Here is a 1,512-nt window from a genome sequence, read left to right as displayed (position 1 = left end):
GGGGGTGGTACCGCTTTTCCGTACCTCCTCGCCTAGGCCGCCAGCCCCAGGCTCCGTCGGTATTGTAGCGGGCTCATCGAGCCGAGCGACCGTTTGATCCTGGTCGTGTTGTGGCGCTCTATGTAGGCGTCGATCCTCTTCCCGAGCTCGTCGAGCGTCACGCCCGCCCAGTCCCTGCCGTGGAACATCTCGGTCTTCATGGTGCCGAAGAAACCCTCCATCCTGGAGTTGTCCGGCGAGCAGCCCTTTCGCGACATCGATCGGGCTATGCCGGCCTCCTCGCAGATGCCTATCCACTCAGGCCAGCGGTAGTGGCAGCCGCAGTCAGAGTGGATCACGAGGTGGCGGCGCTCATGGTCCGTGGTCGTGTCGAGCGCGGCCCTGAGCATGGAGTTGGCCATCTCGGCGTTCGGCGACGTCGAGGTCGTCCAGCTCACGATGGCTCCGTCGAAGCAGTCGAGCACCGGCGAGAGGTAGAGCTTTCCCGCGGGTATCGAGAACTGCGTCACGTCGGTGAGCCACAGGAAGTTGGGAAGCCCCGCCTCGAAGTCCTGCCCGACCTTGTTGCCGGGATGCTCCGAGACCTCCCCCTCGTAGGAGCTGTAGCCCCTCTTCGGCTTCGCCTTCCCGCGCGCCTCCAGCCTCTCCTCGGCCATTATCCGCCTTATCCTGCGCTCGCCGACGACGTGGCCCTGCGCCTTGAGCTCGTCGTGGATGCGGCGCCTCCCGTAGGTGCCGTCGTTGGCGTCGAAGACGGCGCAGACCATCTCCCTCGCCTCGGCGTCCCTGTCCGGGGACCTCATCGCCTTGAGCTGGTACTGGTGGCTCGAGCGGGCCATGCCGAGGGCGCGGAGGAGCTCCGAGAGCCCCCACTTCGTCCGCAGGGACTCAACGAGCAGCGTCTTCTCCCTGTTCGTGAGCTCGTTTGCCGGGTCGGCGCCCGCCCCTTTTCCCAGGAGCTCCAAGGCACCCTCCATCACGTCGCGCCTGAGCTCGAGCCGGCGGAGCTCCTCCACCAGCTCCCTCTTCCTCGCCTCGAGGGCGTCTATGTCGGCCCGCGTCGCCCGGACGGCCTTCCCGTCCCCGTCGCCCGCGCCTTGCGCGGGGGCGTCGTGCTTGGCCTCGGTCATGTCGGGCCCCTCTCCGAGCAGCTCCCTCTTCCACTTGTAGAGGGTACACCGGGACGAGCCGGCCTCGTCCGCGATCTCCCGTGCGCTCCCGGCCCGCCCGACGAGCGCCGTCACGGCGCGCTGCTTCTGCTCGAGGGTGAAGGTCCTGGGCTCGTTCGTCCTGCGCTCGCCAGGCGCCAGCTCTTCGATCCAGTCGGCAAGCTTCTGGTAGCTCTTGGGGTACCCCAGCTCGCGCCTCGTGTAGGCGTTGCAGCGGCCGTGCTCCAGGTAGTGGTCGACGGCGGCCCGCCTCTGCTCCGCCGAGTACGCCTCGGAGGCCCTGCTCCTCTCGTGGAGCGAGCCCCCGGTCTCGAGCCATTCCCTGTGCCAGGCTGCGAGCTGG

The 1,512-nt window shown here is 68.1% G+C and carries 1 protein-coding gene; it reads right to left on the bottom strand.

Features of this window, described 5'->3' with window-relative positions; all coding sequences use genetic code 11:
* Positions 1 to 32: 32 nt before the first annotated feature.
* Positions 33 to 1,512 (bottom strand): IS3 family transposase (locus BT122_RS10645; RefSeq protein ID WP_072355878.1); only part of this gene is annotated, 1,480 nt, incomplete at its 5' end.

Origin of the sequence: Olsenella sp. kh2p3, from assembly GCA_900119625.1 — a bacterium.
Taxonomy (GTDB): Bacteria; Actinomycetota; Coriobacteriia; order Coriobacteriales; family Atopobiaceae; genus Tractidigestivibacter.
The sequence above is the reverse complement of the archived record's forward strand: the minus strand, read 5'-3'. Positions and strand labels throughout refer to the sequence as shown.